Below are 19,309 nucleotides of genomic sequence, written 5' to 3'. Positions count from 1 at the left end.
CGATCAAGGTCTTCCCGCGCGATGGTAAGCAGTGATCACCGGCAGTCGCAATGGTTGTCATTTTAACAGCGTCGAATTCCGTCCAATTCGGAACGCATCGCCGTCTTTTGTGGATGGATGGCCGTCCCGGACCCGACCCGGCCTGGTCGGCGTTCCGGCCGGTCGTCGCCCGTGAGGTCGGCGAACTGGATGCGCACCAGGTCGCCGACCCAACCCTTGCCGATCATCACCGAGGCGTGCCACGGGTGGTCGGGGAAGGTGTGGTTGTTCCACCACGCCGAGGTGGTGCCGTCCGGGTTGATCGAGATCAGCTCGTCGAACCCGTCGCCGTCCAGGTCGGCGAAGCGGGTCAGGACCGGGTCGTTGTGGCCCAGCACCATGCTGACCGGGTCGCCCCACGGCCACGCCGGGAAGCCGCCCGTGTTCGGCCACGCCCGGATCGTGCCGTCGGCGGCGCTGTGCGCGTCGACCATCTCCGCTTTTCCGGCCGGCGGTTTCCCGGGTTGCGGTGGGGCGGTTTCCGCGGTGACCACGACCGCCGCCGATCCACCCAGCACGAGCAGGGCGGCCAGGATCGCGATCAGCCACCGGCGGTGCATTCCGGGACGGATCGCTTTTCGCGGCTCCTCCGGTTGTGGCCGCACTTCCGTTTTCGCGGGCGCCGGCGGTTCCGGGATCTTCTCCGGTTTTGCCCGTGCTCCCGGTGTCAAAGCCGCGGCGACCTCGTGCCAACGGCTTCCCACTGTTCTTCGTCCCCCTCGCAGGCCCGCACGTACGCCAGGGTGACCGCGAGGCTCGGCAACTCCCGGCCGCCGGCCGCCCGCGCCAGCGTCGCCGGCGCGTAGTGGGCGCGCCGGGCCAGCGCCCGGTACGGCGGGGAGCCTGCCTTCTCGCGCAGCAGGCGCAGGTCGTGGGCGAAGAGCTGCACCACCCCTGCCTGCGGATCCACCGGACTCTCCGGCCGTGGCATGCCCGTCCCTTCGTCCGACCGGCTCGGCAGGGTTGTCTCCTGCGCTCCGGGTTGTCTCACGTTGATTGTCTCGGCGGCGGGACGCGCGGAAACAATTCTCCGATGCGGTAGACCTGGATAGCGGAACGGGCACGGCCCGTCGCCTCTCTGCCCTGTCGGGTGAATCAACTCGTCGAACAAAGGAAACCGCGATGTTGAAGTCACGTCTCGCATCGGCCGCCCTCTGCGCGTTCGCCACACTCGCCACCGGAACCGCCTCGGCGGCAGGGGAGGAAAGGCTGCAGAACACTCAGGACTGCGAGGAGTACGTCTGCATCAACGTCGTCCACTCCGGGCTCGTGGTGGAGAAAGTCGAGGTTTACCAGAACGGTCACGGCCCAATTGGTACGGCCACGTCGGATTCACGTCGAACGTCGAGCAGCACGTGGTCGGCGGGGACGGCAACCCCGTGCCGTGGGTGGTCGTCCACTTCAACCGCAAGCTCCGGGAGGGCACGGACCTGTGCGGTGAGGCGTGGGAGAAGCAGGGCGACGGCTACAAGGACGTCGGACACCTCTGCGTGCGCCTCTGACACCGGCTCGCGGTGGCGCCCCGCTGGGGGTGGGGCGCCACCGCATCACGCCTTCAGCAGCGAGTCGACCGCCTTCGGCAGGACCTCCAGCAGCTGGGCGCGCACGTCGTCGCGGTTTCCCCTGCCGGCTACCGCGAACACCGACATGAGGTTGTCGCGGCTCATCACGGCGGCGCACAGGTGCGTGTCGCTGTAGAGCTGCTCGCAGTACCCGAACGTCCCGGCCAGGATCGGGTTCCGGGGGAGCTCGATGTCGGCTTGGACGACGCGGGTGCTCCCGTCGGCGTGCGTGTAGGAGGGGCAGGTCCTGGCGCGGTCCGCCACCCAGCTCAGCACTTCGCCGGCGGTGGTGTCCTCGAACCGGTGGACGTAGTTGAACGCCGCGATGCGGTCGCTGCTCCAGGAGCGGTAGTACGACGTGTACTTGCCGGGGTCGCGGACGCCGCCGCACAGGTCCGTCACGTTCCAGATGCCGTACTTGTCGTCTTTGGGCTGGTCGGCGCCGTACGCGGTGAGCGCGTCCACGGGAAGCGCGGCGGCCTTGAGGCGGCGCGGGCCCAGCTCGGGGTCGACCGATCGCGTGGTCGTCGTGGTGCTGGTCGTGCTCGTGCCGGGCGCCGATGCGGCCGGCGCTGTAGTGGACTGCGTGGACGAGCACGCCGTGGCGAGCAGTGCCACGACGACGAGCGCGTATCTCAAACTTCCCCCTGGGTGCCGGCGGGGATCGTAGCTTTCGAAGTCCTCCGGCGGAGCAACCCCGTGACCGGCGGCACTTCACGCTCGTTCGTCGCGCTGACATGACCGGTCGTCACCAGTGACGGTTGCAGCATTCGACGTGCAGGTCCGCGTACGGATTGCGGCGGTCGGGCGGTGTCCTGGGGCGTCCCATGCCGATCTCCGCGCAGCAGTGCCTGTCGGGGAACGTGGCGAGGTCGGCCGGGCACTCCTCGGCGAGCGCGCGTACCTGGTTGCCTTCGAGTTCGTAGGCGTGGCGGCTGCCGACGAGGAAGAGGGTGTCGGCGGCGATGTCCCAGCGGAGGTGGTCCCGGAAGTCGCGGTGCGTCCACCGCGCGTGCGCCTCGCGGTCGAACGTGGGAAACGCTCGCGGTGGGAGCTTCACCTTGTGGGGGACCGGGGTGGACAGGCGGGCGCGGACCTGTCTCCACCGGGACACCGGAAACCCGAGGCTGTGGTGCAGCAGGACCAGATCCAGCTTCCGGTCGCCGTGGCACTCACCGCAGGACGAATCGCTCGAGCGGAGCGGCAGGTGGACGAGGCTGCGGGGTGAGCGGGCGGCCAGCCACCAGGCGAACGCGAGGTCCACGGTGGCGGCCTTGTCGACGGAGAGCTGCGCGCCGAGCCGTCCTTCGTACAGCGATGCGTGGGCGATCGGGCGCGCCGGGCGGATGACCCGGTAGTCGTTGCCGCCCAGCCGCACGGTGCTGACCAGCGTCCGCCACTCCCGCCCTTCCAGTCGCACCTGACGCCTTCCGTTCGTGCCCAACCGGCGACGGGAGGGTAGGCGTGGGCACCGGCGGGTCGCCATCGAATTGGGGACCCCGGGTAGACCTTCCTCGTTGGTGAGTGTTCACCGACCACCGTGGTTAGTGAACACTCACCAACTTGTCGAACCCGAGAGGCCCTGCTTACGGGCTGTTCGGGCCGACGTCGGTGGCGCTGAGCGGGCCTCGGGCGACCGCGGCTGACGACCGCTCGTCCGCACCGGCGTCGACACCACCCGTGCGAGCCTGGCCGTCCATGTCGTCGGTCACGAAGGCGTGGCCGCCGGCGGCCGTGTCGATCGCCGGGCTGCCCGCGCCGATCCGGTGCACCGACCCGTCACGGGCCAGCAGCGGGTCGACCACGCGGACGGCGCCCGAGGGCTTGGCCACGCCGACGGTCGCGGATCCGGTGGGCCACGCGATGTTCCCGCTGTAGGTGGTGTTCACGGGTGCCTTGAGTTCGTTGAACAGCTTGCCCCGGCTGCCGACCACCACGTTGTCGGCGATGACCGAGTCCACCGGCGCGAGGTTGTAGTTGGCGCCGATCTCGATGTTCGACGCGTTGTCCACGAACGTGTTGTTCACGACGGTCGCCCGGTAGACGCGCCAGTGCGCGCTCAGCGCGCCCGAGGTGTCCACGTCGCCGCCGTCGATCTGCAACGCGGCGTCGTAGCCGGTGCCGGTCAGGCCCTCGAAGTAGTTGTTGTAGATCTTGTGGTCCTGGCCGTAGATCCGGATGCCCCCGGTGCCCGCCTTGCCCCCGCCGAGGAAGAAGTTGCCGTAGAACGCGCCGCGGTTGCCGTGCCGGTGCGACAACGTGCCCTGCGAGGTGCGGAACGTGTTGTAGCGGACGGTGTTGTCGTTGCTCTTCACCGAGATGATCTCGGGGTCGCCGTCGCAGTTCTCGAACAGGTTCGACTCGACCGTGGTGAACCCGCTCGACTGGGAGATCCCGCTCCAGCCGACCCGGATGGCCTCCATCTCGTTCTGCGCGCGCGGGCCGATGTTGCGGAAGTGGTTGTGGTCGATGAGGTCGTGCTGTGACTGCTGCGTGGCCGATCCGTCGATCGTGATGAAGTTGCCCAGCTGGTGCTTCTCCTCGAACAGGTTGTGGTCGATCCGGTTGTGGTGGCTGTTCGCGCCCTGGACGATCACCCACTTCAGCGACGACTCCTCGGTCAGCCGGAAGTGGTTGCGGGTGAGCCGCACGTTGTTCGAACTCGTGATCTTCAACGTGTCGCTGTTCGTCCACTTGAGACCGTCGAAGGTCACGTACGAGGAACTCGCCACCTCCAGCTGCCCGTCCGTGATCACCGCCTGGCCGCGGTTCGCCGCGACGACGGTGATGGGCTTGGCGGCGGTGCCGTTCTTCCCGGTCATCTTGCCGATCGTGTAGTTGCCGTTCGCGAGCACGATGCGGTCGCCGGCCCGGGCGTTGCCGAGCGCGCTTTGCAGTTGGGCCGAGTCCGCGACGTTGACGGTGCGGTCGGAACCAGGGTCACCGGAACCCGGGTCGCCGGTGCCCGGGTCACCGTTGTCGTGGGTCACGCTCAGCCCGTAGATCTTCACTTCGCCGTAGTTGCCGCCGCTGCACGGCGAGGAGTTGGTGCAGTTGGCCTGCGTGTACGCGCCCGCCTTGAAGTAGCCGCCGGAGAAGCTCTTCGAGATCGTCGTCTGCAGCACGCCGTTGTAGTAGGCCTTGATCTGACCACCGCTCACCACGAACTTGGCCTGGAACTTGGTGCCCAGCACGTAGTTGCTCGTCACGAGTTTGTGGTGGCTCGTGTCGCCGTTGGTGATGTAGAGGTTGCCGCCTTCGAGCCGGAAGACCGAGACGTCGTCACTGGCGTCGTGGATCTGCCCGGCGACGACGTGCGGCTTGTCCTCGGGCAGCGCGGTGATGGCCTGCTCGACCACCATCGTGTGCGTTCCGGAGGTGGACGACCAGCTCGCCTTGGAGGTCCCGTTCATCTCGCGCAGTTCGGAGCGCGGGTAGCTCGAACCGCTCGTGGTGACCCCGTCGACCCCGGCGCGGAACTGGACCGCGTCGCAGTCCGGGGTCGTGGTGAACCACGGGTCGATCTTGTAGGTGTCGAGCTCCGGCTGTTCGACGTCGGTCGGGCTCTCGTCCTCGCCGATCGGCAGGCCGATGTACCAGTTCGCCAGGTCAAGCACGTCGGCCGGGTACGCGCAGGTTCCGCCGCCGCCGTCGTCGTCCGCCCCGTTGACGGTGGCCTCGGCGATGCTGGTCCAGTCGTTGTACGTGTTGCCGTAGCCGACGACGCGCACGTACCGCGCGGAGCCGTCGGGGAAGTCGTAGTCCTCCAGGCCGGTCGTGCCGCCGCTGCTGACCTTCCGCGCGACGACGGTCCGCCACGACGACCCGTCGTCGGACAGCTGGACGTCGAAGGTCTGTCTCCTGGTGTTCCCCTGGTGCCAGGCGACCGACACCGAGCCGACGGTCGCGGCCGAGCCGAGGTCGTACCTGATCCACACCCCGTCACCCTCGGCCGACCAACGGGTGCTCAGGTTGCCGTCGATGCTGTTGGCCGGGACGTTGCCGTCATCGTCACTGGCCACGACACCGGTGATCGGCAGCGGGGGAGCCGCCGCCGCGACCGCCTCCGGCGCGCTCACCGCGCCGAGCGCGACCGCGCCCACCAGTAACACACGACAAGTTCGTTTCATCGAACCTCACCTCGGTCTGACGGTGTGTGGTCCGGGTCCCCGGACGCGCCGATCCTGGCGACCGCCGCTGACCGCGCGTTGAACGTGCGCTGATTCGCCTGGTCCGGCCGCGTGACCTCGGCGGTCAGCGGGCGATCAGCGCGCGTTCAGCGGAGGGCTCCATGCTCCGGTGGCTTGGCACGTCCACGATCACAGGGAGAGCAGTCCATGGCCGTTCAGCGGAGACGATGGATCGTCGGGGGAGGCGTCGTCGGCGTCGCGACCGCGCTGGTCCTGGGTGGTGTGTCGGTGGCGCAGCCGCCGGCGGGCACCGGCACGAACGTGTCGACGTGCAACAACCCGGTGCTGAACAAGACGCTGGCGGAGTGGGGGCCGCTGCGCGGCACGGCCCCGGTCCGCGAGGCCGTCACCGACCACCAGTCCGCGAGGTTCGCCTACGCGCAGCAGAACAACGCGGTGGCGAACCCGTCGCTCTACCTGCCGCAGCAGCCCGTGAAGGCCGGCGAGCGGTGGACCTTCGCCTACGACGTCGCGGCCACGCAGAGCGGTCGTGCCCGGGTGGAGGTCGACTGGTACTCCACGCCCGAGGGCGACAACAGCGGGTACATCGGCCACGTCGACGGCCCGTGGGTGTCGTTCGCGACCACCGGCTGGACGCGGGTCGCCGCCGAGCTGACCACGCCGGCCGGCGCGGTGCGCGCCAACGTGCTCAGCGACCACGAGTACACCGCCACCGGCGCGAGCTTCCGGGCGACCGCGTGCGACTACCGCGCGGGCACGACCACGCCGACCGGCACCACAGAGCCGACGACCACGACCGGCCCGACGACCACGACCGGCCCGACCACCACGACCACGACCGGTCCGACGAACCCGACCACCACCACGACCACCACGACGGGGCCGACGACCACGACCACGCAGCCCGGCGACCAGACGCAGGCCGCCGTCCGCCACGGCTGGGGCACGCCGCAGCCGATCTCGGACGAGTTCGACTACACCGGCCCGGTGGACCCGGCCAAGTGGGCGACGCCCAGCGGCACGGTGGGCGGCACGGAGGGCTGCTGGGACGGCCACGCCGGCAACGGCAGGCGCTGCGCGAAGAACTCCGCGGTGGCCGGCGGGATCATGACCATGACCGGTGAGGCGAACGGCGACACCGGCTGGCTCAGGCAGAAGCTGGACCGCCAGTACGGCAAGTGGGAGATCCGGTCCCGCTCGCGCAACACCGGCGCGTCCGGCGGCCTGTACCACCCGCTGCACCTGATCTGGCCGACCTCGGGGAAGCGGCTGATCGACGGCGAGTACGACTGGGTGGAGTACTCGAACCCCGACGAGCAGTGCCTGTCGGCGTTCCTGCACTACCCGAAGAGCCCGAACGACAACAAGGTCTACCGCGAGAGCTGCCCGGTCGACATGACCCAGTGGCACAACTTCGCCTTCGAGTGGAGCCCCACCGCGCTCGTCGGCTACGTCGACGGCGTCGAGTGGTTCCGCCTGTCCGGCGGCGCGGGCCCGGACGGTCGGGCGGACATCCAGGCGATGCCGTCGGGCCACCTCAACATCCAGCTGGACAACTTCACCGGTGACGGCGGCCTGCGGCCGGCGGTGTTCGAGGTCGACTGGGTCCGCGTCTACTACTGATCGACCGGGCACGGCGTCAATCGGGCACGGCATCAACCGGACACGGCGCACACCGGGGTGCCCGGTGTGCGCCAACCTGGGTCTTCCGCGGATTCGTCACCACTGACGATCCAGGTGTGCGTTTTCGAGAGGACAACGATGTACGCAAGGAAAGTGGCCGGTGTGTCGGCCATGGTGGTGGTGGCGCTGTCCGGCGTCGCGGTCGCGGTCGCGGCGCCCGGTGGCGGCACGGCGGCCGAACCTCCGACCGCGGCGGCGTGCGAGTACCCGGCCGACGTGGTGGACCTGTCGATGTGGAAGATCCAACTCCCCACCGGATCACAGGGCTCGGTGGACGAGGTCACGCAACCGCAGCTCGACACGTTCCGCGTGGACCCGTGGTTCGTCGCGAACGGGTGTGACGGCATCCGGTTCCGCTCGGCGGTCAACGGGGTCACCACGAGCGGCTCGAAGTACCCCCGGTCCGAGTTGCGGGAGGTGAACCGCGACGGCTCGAAGGCCGCCTGGTCCACCACGTCCGGCGTGCACACGATGGTCGTCGACCAGACCATCACGAACCTGCCCGCCGGCAAGTCGCACTTGGTGGCGGGCCAGATCCACGGTGGCGACGACGACGTCACGGTCTTCCGGCTGGAAGGCACGAAGCTCTACGTGACCGACGGCGACAACGCCCACCACAAGCTGGTGACCGACAACTACCAGCTGGGGACGCGGTTCGAGGCCAAGTTCATCGCCCGCGGCGGTGTCATCGAGGCCTACTACAACGGCGTGCTGCAGACGAAGCTCAACAAGTCCGTCTCCACCGCCTACTTCAAGGCCGGCGCCTACACCCAGGCCAACTGCACCAACTCCTCGCCGTGCAGCAGCAGCAACTACGGCCAGGTCGTCGTCCACGACGTGCGCGTGACCCACGGCTCCACCGTGCCGCCCACCACGACCGTGCCGCCCACCACGACCGCGCCGTCCACCACGACCGCGCCGCCCACGACCACTCCGCCGCCCACCACGACCGTGCCGCCCACGACCCTGCCGCCCACCACCACGACGACCCTGCCGCCCACGACCACTCCGCCGCCGTCCACGGGCGGCAAGCTGGAGGTGTGCGACACGTGGGCCAGCGACGACGACGGCAACCTGCCGGAGAACACCATCGACGGTGACATGACCACGCGGTGGTCGGACGAAGGCGACGGCGTCTGGTTGCGGCTGGACCTGTGTCGGGCGGTGGACGCCGGATCGACGGCCATCGCCTGGTCGAAGGGCGACACCAGGAAGGCGACCTTCGAACTCCAGACGTCCGTCGACGGCGAGGAGTGGACCACCGCCCTCCCGCGGCGCGACAGCAGCGGTGGCACAGCCGGGTTCGAGAACTACGACTTCGCGGACGCGAAAGCCCGCTACCTCCGAGTCGTCGGCTACGGCAACACCTCGAACGACTGGACTTCCGTCCTGGAGATCGTGGTCTACGCGCCCTGAACGACGTGAGCGCGAGGGGGTGCGCTACTGGTGCCGAGGCGGCGTTGAACCGCCTCGGCATCGGTGGTGAAGCCCTTCGCCCGGTACAGCCGCACGGCGCGCCGCCACGCCCGGCGGGCCTGGTCGTGTTCGCCGAGGGCGGTGTGGGTGTGGCCCAGCCAGTCGGACGTGCTCGCTTCCGCGTAGGTGTGCCCGACGTCGTGGAAGAGGTCGCGGGCCTGCTGGTAGTAGCCGAGGGCCTCGGTCAGGTGCCAGGCGACGTCGGGCCGGCCCAGCTCTGCGGCGATGTGCGGTGTGGCCAGCAGGTTGGCGTGTTCGGCCTGGAACCACTCCAGCGCGGCCTCCCGGTCCGGCAGGGGGCGGGGTCGAAGCCGCGGAGGTTCACGAACAGCTGGCCGTCGGGGAACCGGTCGAGGTGGCGGTGTGCCCAGTGCAACGCCAGCCACGTCTTGCCCACGCCACCCGGCCCGCCGATCGCCGAGATCACCACGGACGCGCCCTCGTCGTTCCCGGCGTCCAGGGCGGCGGTCAACGTGGCCAGCTCGTGCCGGCGACCGGTGAAACCCGCTGGTGCCGACGGAAGTCGCTGCGGCCGGTGGCGAGCGTCGCGTCTTCCCCGTCGCCTGAACGTCCACAGAGGACCGGGTGCCGCCGGGAACCGGAATGCACTTCGTGACGCCGAAGGCAGCCGTTCGCAATCGTGGCGGACGAGCAACAGGATCGCCGGTCGACGCGTCTTCGTCCGTGAGGGGGGCACGAACTCCCCTCGCGGAGGAGGACCACAAGTGAGAGCGATGTTGTCCGGCTTGGTCGTCGCGGCGCTGGTGTTCGCGGCGGTGCCGGCGCACGCGGGCGAGCCAGGCCCGTCCGGATTGGGAGACCCGTACTACCCCGGTGCGGGCAACGGGGGTTACGACGTAAAGCACTACGACGTGCATCTGGAGTACGACCCCGCCACGGACGTGGTGTCCGGTTACACGACGGTCCTGCTGACCACGACGCGGGAGTTGTCGGGGGTCTACTTCGACTTCGCGCTGCCCGTGCGGTGGACCAAGGTGGACGGGCGGGAGGGCGGCTTCGCGCAGCACCACAAGGAGCTGCTGGTCGGCACGGGTGGCGACGTGCCCGCCGGGACGAACGTGTTCGTGACGGTCGGGTACTCGGTTTCGCCCTCGGACACGCACGCGGACGTGCCCGTCACCATGTGGAAGCGGACGCCGGACGGGGCGTTGGCGATCGCGGCGCCGTCGATGTCGCCGTGGTGGTACCCGAGCAACGACCACCCCAGTGACAAGGCCACCTACGACGTCGCCATCACGGTGCCCGCCGGGGTGGAGGCCATTTCCAACGGCGAGCTGCTGGGCACGTACCCGCAGAACGACGGCCGGGTCACGTGGGGCTGGTACAGCGGCACGCCGCAGACCACGTACGCGACGTTCCTGGCGATCGGGCAGTTCGACCTCCGGCGGTCCACCACGGCGGACGGCAAGCCGGTCCTGAACGCCTACTCGACCGCGTTGAGCGGGACGGCGGCGCAGCAGAGCGTGGAGCGGACGCCCGAGGTGGTGCGGTTCCTGGAGGGCAAGTTCGGCGCGTACCCGATGGCCGACCTGGGTGGTCTGGTCACGCCGTACACGTCGTCGTCCTTGGAGACCCAGACCCGGCCGTCGTACCCGGCGTGGGTGTTCCGCAACGGGCCGAACACGTACGTGGTGGCGCACGAGATGGCGCACCAGTGGTTCGGCAACTCGGTGTCCATGAGCCGGTGGAGCGACATCTGGTTGAGCGAGGGGTTCGCCACCTACGCGGAGTGGCTCTGGTCCGAGGCCAACGGCGAGGGCACCGCGCGGGAGCTCGCGAACTGGACGTACAACTACTACGCGGCCGATCACGAGGTGTGGGACGTGGCGGTGGCGGACCCGACGCCTCAGTACCAGTACGGGGCGGCGGTGCACGAGCGCGGCGCGCTGGCGTTGCAGGCGTTGCGGACCGAGGTCGGCGACGCGGTGTTCTTCCGGACGCTGCGCACGTGGGCCGAGCGCAAGGCCCGCGGCAACGGCACGTCGGCCGAGTTCGCCGCGCTGGCCGAAGAGGTGGCGGGGCGTGACCTGGACACCCTGTTCCGCACCTGGGTGTTCAGCGCGGGCAAGCCCGTGGTGATGACGGCCGCGGCGGCCACCGCCGAGCCGGTGTCGTTCCGGCAGATCCACCGCCGCTGACGCGCTGAGCCGATCCGCCGGTCGGCGGTCGCCGGGACCCGTGCACGGCGCACGGGTGGCCGGTGACCGCCACCGGTGTCAGGCTGGTGGTGCATCGACGGGAGGTCACGATGGCGGACGAACAGCCCACGAACCGAACCGACGTCGACAAGGCCCTGCTCGGTCACGCGACCTACCGCGGCCTGGGGGAGCAGCGGCTCACCCCCGCCGAGGAGAAGTTCGAGCGCGCCCGCCGCACGGTCGGGCTGTGGCTCGCGCCGCTCGTCGCGATCGTCTTCCTGGCCCTGCCCCTCGACATCCCGGGCAACCAGCAGACGCTCGGCGGGATCCTCCTCGGCGTCATCGTCCTGTGGATCACCGAGGCGGTGCCGATCCCGGTCGGCGGGCTCATCGGCGTCGCGTTCATCGTCCTGCTGAACGTCGTGCCGCCCGACGACGCGCTGCGCCCGTTCGGGTCCTCGACCATCTTCACGTTCATCGGCGCGTTCATCCTGGCCCAGGCGATGCTCAAGCACGGTCTGGCCCGCCGGTTCGCGTTCCGGATCCTCGCCCTGCCCCGGGTCGGCGGCTCGGCCACGGGGGTGATCGTCGCATTCGGCGGCATCACCTGCGTGCTGTCCGCGTTCGTGTCCAACACCGCCACGGTGGCGATGCTGCTGCCGACCGCGCTGGGCATCCTCGGCGTCATCGCGAAGCTGTTGCAGGACAGGGGCATGGTCGCGGCCGACTTCGACCCGCTGCGGCTGCGGGTCGGCACCGCGATCATGCTCATGCTGGCCTACGGCGCCAGCGTCGGCGGTCTGCTGACACCGGTCGGCACCCCGCCGAACCTGATCGGTCGCGGGCTGATCGAAGAGGCCACCGGCGAGCGGATCTCGTTCGCCCAGTGGACGGCCACCGCGCTGCCGATCTGCGCGCTCATGTTCGTCGCGCTGGCGGTCGTCCTGCTGCTGCTCAACCGGCCGGAGATCCGGCGCATCGAGGGCGTCTCGGACTACGTCGCGGGAGAGCGTGCGGCCATGGGCCCGCTGTCCCGCGCGGAGAAGAACACCCTGGTCGCCTTCGGGGTCACCGTGACGCTGTGGATCGTGCCCGGCATCGTCGCGCTGGTGGCGGGCAACGACTCGGACGTCTACGCGGCGATCAGCGACCGGCTCGACGAGGGCGTCGTCGCGGTGCTCGGCGCGTCCCTGCTGTACCTGCTGCCGACCGACTGGCCGAAGCGGGAGTTCACGCTGCGCTGGCGCGACGCCGCGGAGATCGACTGGGGCACCATCCTGCTGTTCGGCACCGGCATCATCTTCGGCTCGCTGCTGGCGAGCACCGGCCTGGCCAGGACCCTGGGGGAGACGGCCTCCGACGCGCTCGGCCTGAGCAGCGTCGTGCCCATCACGATCTTCGCCGTCGTGTTGGCGATCGTGGTGTCGGAGACGACCAGCAACACGGCGTCGGCGGCCGTGGTGGTCCCGATCATCATCCCGATCGCGGTCGCCGCCGGGGCCAACCCGTTCGTGCCCGCGCTGGCCGCGACGTTCGCCGCGTCGTTCGGGTTCATGCTGCCGGTGTCGACACCGCAGAACGCGGTGGTCTACGGCTCCGGCGCGGTGCCGATCACCAAGATGATCCGGTCGGGCATCTCCTTCGACGTGATCGGCGCGATCCTGATCCTGCTCGGCCTGCCCGCGATGGTCGCGTTGCTCGGGATCGGCGCCTGATGGCCGGGACGGCGCACCGCGTCGCGGTGCGCCCGGGCGACGGCATCGGCCGGAGGTGATCGGGCCCGCCCGCCAGGTCCTCCCGAACGGCCGACGTGGGCGGCACCGCGTCCACCGCGCAGACGACCGACGCGCTGCTCTCGCAGCCGGCCTGACTGGCGGGCCGGCTTGCCTGCCTGCTGTGGCTGCCCGACGTGGCTGTCATGCCCACCGTGTCCCGTGTCCTGATCACGTCGCTGGGCATGGGGGTCCGCGACCGGGATGATGGGCGTGCTGGATGCGCCGATCACCCCGGGGAGTGGCAGCCTATGAGAGCGTGTGTTGTCGGGGCGGGCCCCGCGGGAATCGTCACCGCCAAGGTGCTGTTGGAGAACGGCTTCGACGTCACGGTCTTCGACAAGTACCAGCGGGTCGGCGGGATCTGGTCACCAGGGGGCTGCTACGACGGGCTGGCCAACCAGTCCGCGCTCCGCCTCTTCGAGTTCGCGGACCTGCCCAACCGCTTGCACTTCGCCGGCGCGGTGGACACCCAGCGCTACCTGGAGGACTACGCCGAGACCTTCGGTGTGCTCGACCGCCTCCGACCGGGCACCGAGGTGATCTCCATCCGGCCGGTGGACGGGCTCGGGCGGGTGGGCGCCTCCGGCTGGTCGGTCGACTCCCGGCCCGCCGGGGACCAGGCGGCGCGGGTTCGTCGCGAAACATTCGACTACGTCGTTGTCGCCAGCGGGGCTCATCATCACGTCCAGGTGCCCGACCTGCCCGGCCGTGAGTTGTTCAGCGGGACCGTGCTGCACTCCAACGAGGTGCGGGCCGAGACGTTCACCGGCCGGCGCGTGGTCGTCGTGGGCGGCGGCAAGTCCGCGTTGGACCTGATCACCCGCGCCGCGCACGAGGCGACCTCAGCCACGATCGTGCAGCGCAAGGTGAACTGGATGATCCCCGAACGGCTCGTGCTCGGTCTGGTCGGCTACAAGTGGATCCTGTTCACCCGGCTCGGTGAGGCGCTCCTGCCCCGTTACCACGATCCGGCCTGTGTCCGCCCGATCGACCGCATCAACGAGCGGGTCAAGCGGGGTCTGTGGTGGCTCATCACCCGCGACATGCTGATTTCCACGGGGCTGTACCGGCTGCCGAGGCAGCTGCGGCCCACTCACACGCTCCCCTTCCACCTGGCACACGCCGGAGTGATGCCACGTGGCTACGTGCGGGCCGTCCGCCGCGGCTTGATCGCCGCCGAGGTCGGTGCTGTCGAGGCGTACACCGACAAGGGGCTGCGACTGGCGACCGGCGAGGAAGTGCCGGCGGATGTCATCGTGTTCGCCACCGGCCACCACAAAGTCTTCCCGTTCCTGGATCCGAAGGTGCGGGTGCACGACTCCACCGGGCGGATGCGCCTCTACCGGGGCATCGTGCCACCCGGCGCCGACCGGCTGGGGTTCGTCGGGTTCCGGCAGGTCTTCAACAACATCATGGGCGTGGAACTCACCGCGCACTGGCTGGCCTGTCATTTCCGGGTGGCACTGCGCACCACCCCGAGCGAGCAGGAGATGCAGGAGGCCGTCGATGCTCGCCTGGCCTGGCAGGAGCAGGTGCTTCCAGGCTCCGGTGGCTACGACTTCGGTCCCTACGACATCCACTGTGCGGACGAGCTCATGCACGACATGGGGCTGCCATCCCGCCGCGCCGGCAACCTGCCGGCCGAATATCTGCTTCCAGGCGGAGTCGCACACCGCTACAAGGGCCTGACGAGGGCAAATTCGGCGACTCGGAGGCGGGGCACGTCACGGAACTCCTAGGCCCGCTCTAGAGGTACTCCTGGGCGGCGTCGGTGAGCCAGTCGGCCAGGTAGTGCGCGAACGACCCGCGCACCATCAGGCGGTACACCGGGGCGTTCGACGTCTGCCACAGCAGCACCTGCGACCGGGCCAGGGTGGTCTGGGCGCAGCGGCCCGCGCCGAACGCCCGTGGGTGCAGGTCGAGGGTGCAGCCCTTCTCCAGGACGTCCCTCGCGTTCGGTCCGCTGAGCTCGATCGTGGTCCGGTTGGCCGACACGTCCACACCGCCGGGTAGGTCGAACGTGTCGCCGTCCGGCCCGACCACCAGCCACTCCTCGGGCCCTAGCCACAACACCGACCGCTCGCCCCACGCGGCGACGCCGCTGGCGGGGGGCGTCGGGAAGCCCGGCGCGCCCTGCACGTTCACCGCGGTGAGGAACGGGATCTCCACCAGCCGCACGCCGCTACCGGAGACCAGCGGGTGGTCGGCCAGCGGACTGCGGCGCAAGGACTCAACCGTCACGGCGCGCCCCCTCCTTGTCGTAGAACACCGGCTCGGTCACCGTCGCCTCGACCAGCCGATCACCCAGCGGCGCGAGCACGGTCTCGCCGATCCGGTCGCGTCCGCCCTTGACCAGGGCCAGTGCGAAGCTGCGCTCCAGCACGGCACTGCGGTAGCTCGACGTGACGTGCCCGAGCATGGGCACGGGCGGCGTCAACGGCGTGCCGGGCGCGATGAGCTGCGAACCCTCCGGCAGCACCACGTCCGGCTCGACCGGCAGCAGGCCGACCAGGTGCTTGCGGTCCGGGCGGACCGCGTCCGGCCGGCGCAGCGAGCGCTTGCCGACGAAGTCCTTCTGCTTCGACACGATCCACGACATGCCGAGGTCGTGCGGCGTCACCGTGCCGTCGGTGTCCTGCCCGACGATGGGGAACCCCTTCTCGGCCCGCAGCACGTGCATCGTCTCCGTGCCGTACGGCGTGATGTCGAAGTCCGCGCCCGCCTCCAGCACCGCCCGCCAGACCGCCAACCCGTACCACGACGCGACGTTGACCTCGTAGGCCAGCTCGCCGGAGAACGAGATCCGCGCGATCCGGGCAGGGATTCCGTTGTGCAGCACCGTGTCCCGGAACGTCATGAACCCGAACGCCTCGGCTGACACGTCCAACGACGGCGCCAACCGGCCGATCACCGCACGCGACTTCGGCCCCACGACCGCCACGGTGCACCACTGCTCGGTGACGGAGGTGAACTTCACGTCGAGCGAGGGCCACTCGGTCTGCGCCCACTCCTCGAACCAGTCCAGCACCCGTGCCGCACCGCCGGTCGTGGTCGTGACGTAGAACCGGTCCTCGGCCAGCCGCATGGTCACGCCGTCGTCGAACACCATGCCGTCGGCCCTGCACATCATCCCGTACCGTGCCGAGCCGACCGCGAGCTTCTTGAACGCGTTGGTGTACATGCGGTTGAGGAACTCGCCCGCGTCCGCGCCGACCACTTCGATCTTGCCGAGCGTGGAGGCGTCCTGCACGCCGACCCCCGTGCGCGCGGCGTGGCACTCGCGCAGCACGGCGGCGTCCATGTCCTCGCCCGCGTGCGGGTAGTACCGCGGCCGCTTCCAGTGCCCGACGTCCTCGAACACCGCGCCCGCCTCGACGTGCCACGGGTGGATCGCTGTCGTGCGCACCGGGTCGTGCAGCGCGCCGCGGTTGCGCCCGGCCATCAGCGCGAACGACACCGGCGCGTACGGCGCGCGGAACGTCGTCGTGCCCAGTTCGCCCGGGGAGTCCAGGCCCAGCGCGGAGGCGATCACGCCCAGCGCCACCACGTTCGACGTCCTGCCCTGGTCCGCGCCGGTGCCGATGGTGGTGTACCGCTTGACGTGCTCGGGCGACCGCATCCCGGCGCCGGTGGCGCGCAGCACGTCCGCCACCGTCGCATCCCGTTGCAGGTCGACGAAGCACCGCGACGGGTCGTCGGGCGCCTGCCACAGCGGGCCCGGGGGAGTGGCGTTCCGGCGTGCCACCGACGGCAGTTCCGGGGCCGCACCGGGGTATCCGACCAGTTCGGCGGCCTCGCCACCGGCCGCCGCGCCCTCGGCCAGGCAGTCGGCCAGGTCGTACACACCGTTGGCCGCGCCGACCACGCGGTTCGCCTGCGCCGCCACGTCGGGGACGAACGCGGCGAGCCCGTCGTCCCACCGCACCGTGCCGCGCGACTGGCTGAACAGGTGCACCACCGGATTCCACCCGCCGGACACCGCCAGCAGGTCGCAGTCCAGCCATCCATCCCTTGTGGACACACCGGTGATCCGCGATGAACCCGAGGCCCTCCGCACCACTTGATCGGGCGACACCGTGATGCCCAGCGACATCGCGCGCGCCGCCAGGTCGGCCGGTGGTTCGGTGCGGGTGTCGAGGATCGCGACCACGTTCGCGCCCGCCGCCGTCAGGTCGAACGCCGTCGCGTAGGCGCTGTCGTCGGCGGTCAGCACGACCACCTCACGTCCCGGCAGCACGGCGTACCGGTTGACGTAGGTCCGCACGGCGGAGGCCGACATGATGCCGGGCAGGTCGTTGTCGCCGAACACGATCGGCCGCTCGTGCGCCCCGGTGGCCAGCACGACCCGCCGCGCCCGCACGTGCCACAGCCGCCGCTTCTGCGCCACCAGCACGTAGTTGCTGTCGTAGTAGCCGAAGGCCGTCGCCCGCGACAGCACCCGGACCTCGGGCCGTGCAGCCAGCTCCGCTGCGGCGGAGGCCACCCACGGCGACGGCGAGGCATCGGACAGCAGGCTGCCGCCCAGCTCCGGCTGGTCGTCCACCAGCATCACCCGCGCCCCACCCGAGGACGCGGCCAGCGCCGCCGCCAGCCCGGCCGGTCCGCCGCCGACCACCAGGACGTCGGTGTGCGCATATTTTTTGTCGTGCACGGCTTTCTCGTCGTGCACCGCTGCCGGCCCCGGCTCCAGCCGCCCGATCCCGCTCAACGTCGACGCGGACAGGCCGTCGACCAGCTCGACCGTCGTCGCCGTCAACGACGGCTCGCCGTCGACCTGCACCAGGGCGTTGGGCTCCTCGATGCCGGCGGTCACGATCCCGCGCGGTCTCCGCAGGTACAGCGAGGGCGCCACGGTCAGCACACCGTTGGCGATCATCGCCGACGCCAGCGTGTCACCCGCGAACCCGGTGTACTCGACGTCATCGAGGGTGAACCGCACCGGCGCGGACCGGTCGACCCGTCCACCACTGGGCAGTCTCATCGCGCCTCCTCGACGAACTCGCTGGTGACGGTGTCGCGCAGGGTGTTGAACCAGCGGCGGCAGCCCGCCGAGTGCACCCACCGCTCGGCGAACACGCCCTTGGGGTTGTCCCGGAAGAACAGGTACTCCGCCCACTCCGCGTCGGTCATGGCCTCCGGGTCCGGCGGGTAGGCGACGTGCGCCTGACCGCCGTAGTGGAACTCCGTCTCCTCGCGCTCACCGCACCAGGGGCATCTGATCAGCAGCATCGCCAGGCTCCTTCTGTGCGGCTCAGTGCGCGACGGCGGCGGCGCCGTGCTCGTCGATGAGCGCTCCGGTGGTGAAGCGCTCCAGGTTGAACGGCTCGTTCAACGGGTGCGGCTCGCCGGTCGCGATGGTGTGCGCGAACACCCAGCCGACGCCCGGTGTCGCCTTGAAACCGCCGGTGCCCCAGCCGCAGTTGACGAACAGGTTCTCCAGCGGGGTGAGTCCGACGATCGGCGACGCGTCCGGCGTGGTGTCCACGATCCCGCCCCACGTCCGGATCACGTGGGCGCCCCCGAAGATCGGGAACAGCTCCAGCGCGGCGGCCATCTGGTCCTCGATCACGTGCACCGAGCCCCGCTGCCCGTAGGAGTTGTAGGTGTCGATGCCCGCGCCCATGACCAGTTCGCCCTTGTGCGCCTGGCTCACGTACACGTGCACGTGGTTGGACATCACCACGGTCGGGTGGATCGGTTCGAGCAGCTCGGACACCAACGCCTGCAACGGGTGGCTCTGCACCGGCAGCCGCAGCCCCACCGTGTCGGCCAGCACGCTGGAGTGCCCGGCCGCGGCCAGCCCGACCCGGCCCGCCCGGATCGGACCGCGACTGGTCTCCACGCCCACGACCCGGTCGCCGTCCCGCAGGAACCCGGTCACCTCGCAGTGCTGGATCAGGTCGATCCCGTACGCGTCCGCGCGCCGGGCGAACGCCCAGGCCACGTGGTCGTGCTTGGCGATGCCCGCGCGCGGCTGCCAGGTGCCGCCGAGCACGGGGTAGCGGGTGTCGGGGGAGGTGTCGAGGATCGGGCAGACCTTCGCGACCTCCTCCGGCGTCAGCCACTCGCCGTCGACACCGTTGAGCTTGTTGGCGTTGACCCGCCGGACGGAGTCGCGGACATCCTGGAGCGTGTGCGCGAGGTTGAGCACGCCGCGCTGGCTGAACAGGATGTCGTAGTCCAGGTCCTCGGGCAGGGTCTCCCACAGCTTCAGCGCGTGCTCGTAGATCGCCGCGCTCTCGTCCCACAGGTAGTTGGACCGGATGATCGTGGTGTTGCGGGCCATGTTGCCGCCCGCCAGCCACCCCTTCTCCAGCACGGCCACGTTGGTGATGCCGTGGTTGCGCGCCAGGTAGTACGCGGTGGCCAGGCCGTGACCGCCCGCGCCGACGATGATCACGTCGTAGGACGGCTTGGGGTCCGGGTCGCGCCACAGGTGTTCGGGGTGTTCGGGGAGTGTCATC

The 19,309-nt window shown here is 70.1% G+C and carries 16 protein-coding genes and 1 pseudogene; 6 read left to right on the top strand and 11 right to left on the bottom strand.

Annotated features, from left to right (window positions below; all coding sequences use genetic code 11):
- Positions 1-62: 62 nt before the first annotated feature.
- Both FM051_RS17110 and FM051_RS17105 read right to left on the bottom strand, forming a co-directional pair.
- Positions 63-599, bottom strand: a complete 537-nt coding sequence (locus tag FM051_RS17110) for an FG-GAP repeat domain-containing protein (RefSeq protein ID WP_158844031.1) — start codon at positions 597-599, stop codon at positions 63-65.
- A gap of 107 nt (positions 600-706) precedes the next feature.
- On the bottom strand, positions 707-949 hold the full coding sequence (locus FM051_RS17105) for a helix-turn-helix domain-containing protein (RefSeq protein WP_158844029.1): 243 nt from the start codon (positions 947-949) through the stop codon (positions 707-709).
- A gap of 445 nt (positions 950-1,394) precedes the next feature.
- On the opposite strand from FM051_RS17105, the gene FM051_RS17100 reads away from it, so the two are divergent.
- Positions 1,395-1,541, top strand: coding sequence for a hypothetical protein (locus tag FM051_RS17100; protein ID WP_158844027.1), 147 nt, complete (start codon positions 1,395-1,397; stop codon positions 1,539-1,541).
- Positions 1,542-1,586: 45 nt separating this feature from the next.
- On the opposite strand, the gene FM051_RS17095 is transcribed toward FM051_RS17100, so the two are convergent.
- From FM051_RS17095 to FM051_RS17085, 3 genes are all read right to left on the bottom strand, one after another.
- Positions 1,587-2,240: a hypothetical protein gene (locus tag FM051_RS17095; RefSeq protein ID WP_158844025.1), complete on the bottom strand. Its 654-nt coding sequence runs from the start codon at positions 2,238-2,240 to the stop codon at positions 1,587-1,589.
- Between the two features lie 109 nt (positions 2,241-2,349).
- A complete protein-coding gene (locus tag FM051_RS17090) occupies positions 2,350-3,021 on the bottom strand; it encodes a hypothetical protein (protein ID WP_158844023.1) in 672 nt (223 codons plus the stop codon).
- A gap of 166 nt (positions 3,022-3,187) precedes the next feature.
- Positions 3,188-5,731, bottom strand: a complete 2,544-nt coding sequence (locus FM051_RS17085) for a chondroitinase-B domain-containing protein (RefSeq protein ID WP_158844021.1) — start codon at positions 5,729-5,731, stop codon at positions 3,188-3,190.
- Positions 5,732-5,938: 207 nt separating this feature from the next.
- Between FM051_RS17085 and FM051_RS53170 the strand changes: the two genes are divergently transcribed.
- Together FM051_RS53170 and FM051_RS17075 are read left to right on the top strand one after the other, a co-directional pair.
- Entirely contained in the window at positions 5,939-7,375 is a 1,437-nt protein-coding gene (locus tag FM051_RS53170; RefSeq protein WP_158844019.1) for a glycoside hydrolase family 16 protein, read from the top strand.
- A gap of 138 nt (positions 7,376-7,513) precedes the next feature.
- Positions 7,514-8,851, top strand: coding sequence for a polysaccharide lyase family 7 protein (locus FM051_RS17075; protein WP_158844017.1), 1,338 nt, complete (start codon positions 7,514-7,516; stop codon positions 8,849-8,851).
- Here the strand turns inward: FM051_RS17075 and FM051_RS17070 are convergent.
- Both FM051_RS17070 and FM051_RS51785 read right to left on the bottom strand, forming a co-directional pair.
- Positions 8,839-9,297 (bottom strand): hypothetical protein, encoded by a 459-nt coding sequence (locus FM051_RS17070; RefSeq protein WP_158844015.1) that lies wholly within the window; start codon positions 9,295-9,297, stop codon positions 8,839-8,841. The two genes, FM051_RS17075 and FM051_RS17070, sit on opposite strands and share 13 nt — an antisense overlap.
- Positions 9,207-9,572: pseudogene (locus tag FM051_RS51785) on the bottom strand (hypothetical protein); the annotation flags it as partial. The pseudogene FM051_RS51785 and the gene FM051_RS17070, both read right to left, overlap by 91 nt.
- 73 nt (positions 9,573-9,645) lie before the next feature.
- Here FM051_RS51785 and FM051_RS17065 point away from each other — a divergent pair.
- From FM051_RS17065 to FM051_RS17055, 3 genes are all read left to right on the top strand, one after another.
- Positions 9,646-11,070: a M1 family metallopeptidase gene (locus FM051_RS17065; RefSeq protein ID WP_158844220.1), complete on the top strand. Its 1,425-nt coding sequence runs from the start codon at positions 9,646-9,648 to the stop codon at positions 11,068-11,070.
- A 110-nt stretch (positions 11,071-11,180) separates the two neighbouring features.
- The gene (locus FM051_RS17060; RefSeq protein ID WP_158844013.1) at positions 11,181-12,785 is read left to right on the top strand and encodes an SLC13 family permease; all 1,605 of its coding nucleotides are present in this window, start codon (positions 11,181-11,183) and stop codon (positions 12,783-12,785) included.
- A gap of 308 nt (positions 12,786-13,093) precedes the next feature.
- On the top strand, positions 13,094-14,584 hold the full coding sequence (locus tag FM051_RS17055; RefSeq protein WP_158844011.1) for a flavin-containing monooxygenase: 1,491 nt from the start codon (positions 13,094-13,096) through the stop codon (positions 14,582-14,584).
- Positions 14,585-14,591: 7 nt separating this feature from the next.
- On the opposite strand, the gene FM051_RS17050 is transcribed toward FM051_RS17055, so the two are convergent.
- The 4 genes from FM051_RS17050 to FM051_RS17035 are packed head-to-tail and all read right to left on the bottom strand — an operon-like array spanning position 14,592 to position 19,308.
- A complete protein-coding gene (locus FM051_RS17050; RefSeq protein WP_158844009.1) occupies positions 14,592-15,086 on the bottom strand; it encodes a sarcosine oxidase subunit gamma in 495 nt (164 codons plus the stop codon).
- A complete protein-coding gene (locus tag FM051_RS17045; RefSeq protein WP_158844007.1) occupies positions 15,076-17,826 on the bottom strand; it encodes a 2Fe-2S iron-sulfur cluster-binding protein in 2,751 nt (916 codons plus the stop codon). The genes FM051_RS17050 and FM051_RS17045 overlap by 11 nt, the downstream gene beginning before the upstream one ends.
- Positions 17,823-18,074 carry a sarcosine oxidase subunit delta gene (locus FM051_RS17040; RefSeq protein ID WP_158844005.1) on the bottom strand — a complete coding sequence of 84 codons (252 nt, stop codon included), beginning with the start codon at positions 18,072-18,074 and terminating at the stop codon, positions 17,823-17,825. The genes FM051_RS17045 and FM051_RS17040 overlap by 4 nt, the downstream gene beginning before the upstream one ends.
- Before the next feature lie 22 nt (positions 18,075-18,096).
- On the bottom strand, positions 18,097-19,308 hold the full coding sequence (locus FM051_RS17035; RefSeq protein ID WP_158844003.1) for a sarcosine oxidase subunit beta family protein: 1,212 nt from the start codon (positions 19,306-19,308) through the stop codon (positions 18,097-18,099).
- Between the last annotated feature and the right edge of the window lies 1 nt (position 19,309).

This window comes from Saccharothrix deserti (assembly GCF_009769385.1).
GTDB lineage: Bacteria > Actinomycetota > Actinomycetes > Mycobacteriales > Pseudonocardiaceae > Actinosynnema > Actinosynnema deserti.
The sequence above is the reverse complement of the archived record's forward strand: the minus strand, read 5'-3'. Positions and strand labels throughout refer to the sequence as shown.